Origin of the sequence: Salinispora cortesiana (assembly GCF_000484695.1) — a bacterium.
GTDB classification, from domain to species: domain Bacteria; phylum Actinomycetota; class Actinomycetes; order Mycobacteriales; family Micromonosporaceae; genus Micromonospora; species Micromonospora cortesiana.
In genome coordinates, this window is record NZ_AXVR01000102.1 from 1 (window position 1) to 6787 (window position 6787).

General features: G+C 66.8%; 6 protein-coding genes and 1 pseudogene. 2 read left to right on the forward strand and 5 right to left on the reverse strand.

Annotated features, from left to right (window positions below; all coding sequences use genetic code 11):
- Positions 1-321 (forward strand): annotated as a pseudogene (locus K228_RS29855) (site-specific DNA-methyltransferase); the annotation flags it as partial.
- Here K228_RS29855 and K228_RS0123505 read toward each other — a convergent pair.
- The 5 genes from K228_RS0123505 to K228_RS29865 are packed head-to-tail and all read right to left on the reverse strand — an operon-like array spanning position 237 to position 4512.
- Positions 237-1457, reverse strand: coding sequence for an NADAR family protein (locus K228_RS0123505; protein ID WP_025620585.1), 1221 nt, complete (start codon positions 1455-1457; stop codon positions 237-239). The pseudogene K228_RS29855 and the gene K228_RS0123505 overlap by 85 nt on opposite strands.
- Positions 1458-1511: 54 nt before the next feature.
- A complete protein-coding gene (locus K228_RS0123510; RefSeq protein WP_245603574.1) occupies positions 1512-3122 on the reverse strand; it encodes a site-specific integrase in 1611 nt (536 codons plus the stop codon).
- 6 nt (positions 3123-3128) lie between these two features.
- Positions 3129-3455 (reverse strand): helix-turn-helix domain-containing protein, encoded by a 327-nt coding sequence (locus tag K228_RS0123515; protein WP_025620587.1) that lies wholly within the window; start codon positions 3453-3455, stop codon positions 3129-3131.
- Positions 3456-4142, reverse strand: a complete 687-nt coding sequence (locus K228_RS29860; protein ID WP_245603575.1) for a tyrosine-type recombinase/integrase — start codon at positions 4140-4142, stop codon at positions 3456-3458.
- Positions 4123-4512, reverse strand: a complete 390-nt coding sequence (locus K228_RS29865; protein ID WP_245603576.1) for a hypothetical protein — start codon at positions 4510-4512, stop codon at positions 4123-4125. Before K228_RS29865 ends, K228_RS29860 begins: the two co-directional genes overlap by 20 nt.
- Before the next feature lie 460 nt (positions 4513-4972).
- Here K228_RS29865 and K228_RS0123525 point away from each other — a divergent pair, with 460 nt between their 5' ends.
- Complete coding sequence (locus tag K228_RS0123525; RefSeq protein ID WP_025620588.1) at positions 4973-6712, forward strand: recombinase family protein; 1740 nt, start codon at positions 4973-4975, stop codon at positions 6710-6712.
- Positions 6713-6787: the final 75 nt, after the last annotated feature.

Genomic DNA, 6787 nt, shown 5'->3' on the forward strand with positions numbered 1-6787 from the left:
CCCGGCATGGTCGTCGCCGCCGGACACACCGCCGGACTCGAACTCGTCGAAGAATGCGTCGCCCTCATCGCCGCCGTCCGCAACGGCCGGCTCATACCCCGCACCTCCTTCTTCCAAATCAAAAACGTCGGCGACGCCATCGACTGCGGCGACCCACAGTGGCTCGTCCAGCACGAAGACGTGATCGTCTTTCGGGTCGGCCAAATGTCCGGAAGTTCCCGCGAACCCAAGTGTTCTCACGGGGAACCGGAGGGCCCTGGTGCCCCATCCTCGCATGTCGGCCCTTGTGTTCCTGGCGAAGCTGAGGAGCCGTTGCCATGAATCGCCGGAAGGGGGATCCCAGCCTCGGCAGCTGCGAGTTCGGAGCGGATCACTTCCAGCAGACGGCCGATCCAGTTGGTGGCTCGTTCGCTACCGACGGACCAGTACGCGGAGTCGAAGTCGACGTAGATGACGCGGGCGTCGCCGCTGGCGAGCAATGTCTGTGCCATCTGCGTGTGCTGGGTGTACTTGGCACGCAGCAGGATGGTCATGACGGCCAGACGTGCCGAGGCCCAGTCGGCGCGGCGGGGTGCCTGCTCGGCGAGTTTGCCGGCGTCGTATCCGCGCGGCGCCGCAGCGACCTGGTCGTGCCAGTGCGGGTCGGGAGTCGACAGCGCCCAATAGGCGTGTGTGACGCTGGGGTAGCTGTTGGCGCCGACGGTGATGGCTGCCGGGTAATCGTTCTGCAGGACTTCGACGCCGGGTGGATCCGGCCAGCCGCGTGGGTAGACCGTCTTCGGGATCGTCAGCGTGGGCTGCATCGGATGTTCGGGGCCATCGGCCGGGACCCGCGCGTCCCATGTCTCGATCGCGATCTCGCGCTCGCGGAAGTACGCGACTGCCTCGGCCCGCTTCTGCTCGGTGACGACCGGGCCGTTTGGCCAGCCGTGCAGTGGTTCGCCCAGATCGGTGATCAGAATCCGCAGTGGAGCGTCTTTGCGGTCCATGTCGCCGAGGGCGTAGGTGCGCAGGTGTTCGGGGATTGCCAGGTAGCGCTCGCGAAGCGTGCGTCGGTTGTCTTCGGTGGGGTCGGCCAGGTAGGTCGTTGCTGCTTGCAGGCATCGACCGGTGGAGTCGGGCCGTCCGTTGAGCCGGTCGATTTCGTCGATTACCTCGCCGAGAAGCATCTCGGCGTTGATGGCGGAGCGGGGCTCGGTGAACCGCCACCCCGCCAGGTGGTGCGCCGATGCTCGTGCGCCGTCTTCGAGGGTGGTCGCGACTTGGCCACGGCGGAGTTGTTCGGCCAGCCCGTCGAGGTCGGTGAGTCCGCCCGTGCCGCAGTCGATCGCGCCGTCGGCGTAGATAACCAGGTCGGTCAGGAAGTACGTGTCCATGTTGCGGGTGAAGATGTGCCGCCAGGTGCCTTCGATCCGTTGGCCGTCCACATTGTGGTAGGTGCGGCGATATCTGGTCACCGGCGCACCGTAGTCCAACCGTGCCGGGACGGTTGTTCTGCCCTCGCGGGCTGCTCAGTGCGGCGGCCGGGGTGGGGTCTGCAGGAGGATCCGGGCGTTGGTGGCGTACCGGATGGCCGTGTCCTCGCTGACGCCGAAGACCGCGGCGATGTGCAGCGGGTCGCCGCCGGTGACGATGGCCTCCTCGAGCTGGCGGTCGATGCGCAGTCGTTCGATGGTGGCGGCCAGTCCGCGCATGTTCAGGATCCAGGTGTGGCTGACCGGGCCGTGCCGCAGCGCGCTTTCGGTGCTGACGAGCAGGTGCGGGTTGGCGGTGTTCGGCCAGCGGCGGTGCCGGTAGTCGAGCCAGTCGAGCAGTGCGTGGTGGGTCAGCTCGTCGAGCGGGCGGTCGTGGCCGGCGATGGTGATGCGCCGGCCGGGCAGGTCGACGTCGTCGAGGTGCATCGCGCGGATCTGGCCGGGGCGCGCCGCGTGGACAGCGGCCAGTACGAGGAAGAGCCGGGCCTGCAGGGTTGTCGCGGCTGTGACGGCCTGGTTCAGCTCGTCGGGACGCAGCGGCTGCCAGATGGCGTCCTCGACGCGTGGCCCTCTGACCCGGGCGGTCGGATTACGAAAGATCAAGTTGCTGTGCTTGGCCCAGCCGAAAAGCGACCGCAGAGCGGTGGTCGCGGTCTGGCGTGGGTTGCCGTGCAGCGTGTCCAGATACGTGCTGACGTCGTCACGGGTGACCTCCCGCAGGTCGCGATGCCGCGCCCAGTCGGTCAACGCGGGCACGGTAGCGGCGACATAGCCGCGAACGGTCTCGACGCGCCGGGCGCGGGTGCGTGGTCCGCCATCGCGCAGGACCCGGGCCCACCGCAGCACATCGCGCTGAATGGGCGGGGCAAGGTGGGCGAGTTTGGCGTGCAGCCATGGTTCGAGGGCGGCCGGTCGGTCATCGTCGACGACGGCCATGGTGGCGAGGATCTCGATGACGTAGTCGAGGTTGGTGCAGCGGCGCACGACGATGTCCGCGAAGTCGCTGACCCGGATCAGATCGCCTTCCTGGTAGTTGGCGAGCAGCATCACCAGGACCCGTTGCATTCCCCGGCGTGTGACCGGGGCCCAGCCACGGGCCTCCGCGTTGGTGTGGGCCAGGTGCAGTGCCCAGGCCAGCCAGGGGTTGTCCGGCGCGGGGCCGTGCCGCAGATCGATTGCGGCGTAGCGGTAGCTGCGCACTCCGGCGTCGAGCAGCGGCGGCTGGATCCATCCAGTGACCGGCCGGGCGGCCGGCAGTGGTGGTGGTTTGAGAGGTCGGCCGTTGGCTCCGTAGCGTCGAGGCGCAGCCCGGGGAGGGGCCGTCCGCCGGTCCATGTCGGCGAAGAACAACTGGTGGTGACGGATTTCGCGCAGGTATGGCGCCAGCACTACCGCCGATCGGGCGTTCTCGGCCAGGACAGCGCGATCGGTGCGGGCTTGGCACCAGCACAGCCGGCAGTAGCCCTTCTTCAGCCGTTCCCGCCGCAGGCAGGCGCTGCACTCGCCCGCCTGATGCCCGTGTCGGGGCGCGGCGAAGTTGTAACAGGCCAGGCAGACGCCTTGGGCGAAGGTCAGCCCCCAGGCCAGACACGCGGCGCAAGTGGTGACGGCTCTGCGAACAATGCTGCCGTCGCGCGCTCTCGCCACCACGGTTCAGGCCGGTGGCAGGGAACGGCCGTCTCGGCGTCGGGGCACCACCGTGAGCGGTGTGGCGCCGGCTGCCCGGGAGGCCACCTGACCGGCGTCCGTAGGACGGGCAACCGTGTCCGGTTCGGGGAGGAGCAGATCACCGACCTGGCAGCCGAGCACCACGCAGATGACGTCCAGGTCGGCGAGCTTGACGGTGACTGGCTGCCCCGACCACAGGCCGGACATCTTGCCGGCCGAGATGACCAAGCCATGCTCGGCGAGCTGACGTTGCAGGTCAGAAGCCTTCCAGATACCACGCTGGGCGGCGACCAGCCGCAGATTCCACCGCATTCACGTGACTCCTTCAAGCCGCTGCGCGGCCCGTTGCTGCGCAGCCAGCCACGCCTCTTCGATCCGCGTGCGGTGCACGTGGACGTAGCGCATCGTGGTGGCGACCCAGGCGTGTCCGAGCATCTCCTGGATCGAGATGAGGTCCACGCCGTTCATGTAGAGCTGCGATGCGCAGAAGTGTCGCAGCACGTGCGGGGTGAGCCGGTCGGTCCACACCGGCAGGTGCAATGCGACCGCCGCCGCGAGCGCGGCCCGGACGGCGTCGTAGCCGACCCGACCGCCGACCCGTTCGGAGGGAAACAGCGGGGCGCACGGCCGGGTGTGGTCATCACCGAACTGGCCCCACACATCCTCGATGAACCAGTGCAATGTCCGGCCAGCATGGTTGATCAGTGGCACCATCCGCTCTCGAGGACCCGAGCCACGCGAGCCCTTGCCATGGCGAACATGCAACTTGCCGAACCGACCAAGGTCCCACTTGATGTCGGCCAGGTCGAGCCGGCGGGCCTCGTTGACCCGCAGTCCGGCCTCGGCCATCAGACGGGCCGCCGTGTAGTTACGAGCGGACGGGGCGAACTTGCGGCAGCTGGCCAGCTCCTGCGCCCAGCCGGTGAACAAGGCGGTGACCTCGGCCTCGCTGGGCGGGATGCGCAGCATGGCGTCCTTGCTACCGCGCGGGCGGTTCATCTCGTCTACCGGGCAGGTCACCACCCGGCCGGTCATAGTGCAACTCGGTCTGGTAACGCAGCTCAAGGAACGTGAAGTAGGTGCGCAGCGCCTGCGACCGGGCCAGGCGGGTGCCGCTCGGCGCGCGGCGGATCACCCTCCCGAAGTAGGCGTCCGCGTCCGCCGCTTCCATCTCCCACAACGGGCGGCCGAACCACGACCGTACCTGCTCGAGATGGCCCACGTCGCCGCGGATCGTCCCGTCGGTGAGTCCGGCCGACGCCCGCGCCAGAACGAATCCGGCCAGCGCATCCGTCTCGAACCGTTCCAACTCCTCGGCCGACGCCAGACCACGTCGCTCGCGCAGATCACGGACTGCCGCCAGGCCCAACCCAAGCCCCTCACGTTCGAGCTATCCGAGATTTCCCCGGATGCCTTGATAACGCTTCAGAAATCCCGAGGTGACGTCATCACACCCGCCCCGACCAAAATCACCCAGATCACGCTCACCCAGAAGGCTGCGCGATCAGATCGCTACCGAAACCCAAGTGATGTCGGACTGAATATTGATGAGTGATCGCCTGCCGGAGCAGACGATCACGACCTCCGCGTCGAGACCAACACCGACCGTCGAGTTTCGTATCGAACCAGTGTTAGCCGACACCGTGGCCTGCGCGCTCCTGACCTTGCTGCAACGCTCGCCAGCGACGAATAGCCAGGGGCCCGCCGAGTCCACAAACGCTTGATCCCTTAATGCCGGTATGCGTGGATCTGATAGCGACACGTCCACGGTCACCCCATGCCCGGGTGACCGTGGACGCGCACCCCACAACACCCGAAAGGCACTCTCCGTGACCACCGACGCACCTCGCATCGAAGATGCGACTGCCACCCTCGCAGACCACGAACATCAACGGTTCGCGTTTTACGGCCGCGTTTCCACCGAGGACCAACAGGACCCTGTAGCCTCTAGGAACTGGCAGCGCAACCGCGCCACCGGCCTCATCGAACCGGCCAGTGGCATCATCGTCGCCGAATTCTTCGACGTCGGCCTGTCCCGCTCCCTGCCGTGGAAGCGCCGGCCCCAAGCCGCCAAGCTTCTCGACGTTCTCGCCGACCCTAACCGTGGTTTCGACGCCGTCGTGATCGGTGAGCCCCAACGCGCCTTCTACGGCAACCAGTACAGCCTGACCATGCCCGTCTTCTCGCACTACGGCGTCGGCCTGTGGGTGCCGGAAGTCGGCGGCGCGATCGACCCCGAGTCCGAAGCCCACGACCTGATCATGAGCGTCTTCGGCGGCATGTCCAAAGGCGAACGAACTCGGGTGAAAGTCCGCGTCCGCACCGCAATGACCTCCCAGGCAAAAATCGAAGGCAGGTTCCTCGGCGGACGCCCACCCTACGGATACCGCCTCGCCGACGCCGGACCACACCCCAACCCAAGCAAAGCCGCCGACGGCCGCCGCCTACATAAGCTCGAACCCGACCCGACAACCGCACCCGTCGTACGCCGAATCTTCGCCATGTACCTCGCCAACAACGGCTACTTCGCCATCGCCGAGGCACTCACCCGCGACGGCATCGCCTCACCATCAGCCGCCGACCCCGCCCGCAACCCCCACCGCACCGGCGAAGGCTGGGCCAAAAGCGCCATCAAAAACATCCTGTCCAACCCCCGCTACACCGGCCGCCAGGTATGGAACAAACAACGCAAGGACGAGGTACTCCTCGACGTCAACGACGTCGCCCTCGGCTACGAAACCCGCATGCGCTGGAACGACAAGAACTCGTGGGTATGGTCCGACACGATCGCCCACCCACCACTCGTCACCGTCAACGACTTCGAACTAGCCCAAACGATCATGAACGCCAGCGGCAGCGGCCGCACCAGCACCCAACCACGTAAAGCGCGCTACCCCTACATCCTTCGCGGACTCATGCTCTGCGGGCTGTGCGGACGCAAAATGCAGAGCCACCAGGCACACAAGACCGCCTACTACCGATGCCGCTACCCCAACGAGTACGCCCTGGCCAACCACATCCAGCACCCCCGCAACATCTACGTCGCAGAACGAGACATCGTCCCCGCACTCGACAACTGGCTCCTCACCGTGTTCGCCCCGCACCGACTCACCGACACGATCCGCCGGCTCCACGCCGCCCAACCCCACACCGAACCCGACACCATCACCCCGAACATCACCGCCGCCAACAAGATCATCGCTGCGTGCGACGCCAAACTCCTCCAGTACCGCGCCATCGCAGACGCCGGAGGCGACGCCACCACCATCGCCACCTGGATCGCCGAGGTCAACGCCCAGCGCGCCGCTGCCCTCGCCCAACGCGACACCGCAACCGCACAGAAACAGGCTCCTGACCGCCTCACCGAGAACGACATCCGACGCCTCGTCGGCAGCTTCGACAACATCCGCAACACCCTGCGCGACGCCCGCAGCGAGGACAAACGCACCGTCTACCGCGAGCTACGGCTCACCCTCACCTACAACCCCGGCCAAAACAAAATCAGCGTCGAGGCCAAGCCCGACGCTGATTACTGTGGGGTAACTGTACGTGTCCGAGGGGGGACTTGAACCCCTACAATCACGCTGGTCACGGTGTCGAAGTGCAGAATGCCCTGCTCGTTAGGCGACGTTGGACGACGTTGA

Coding starts and splice junctions, on each gene's coding strand:
- K228_RS0123515 (WP_025620587.1), bottom strand. CDS start 3,455: ATGCGGTGGAATCTGCGGCTGGTCGCCGCCCAGCGTGGTATCTGGAAG.
- K228_RS29860 (WP_245603575.1), bottom strand. CDS start 4,142: ATGAACCGCCCGCGCGGTAGCAAGGACGCCATGCTGCGCATCCCGCCC.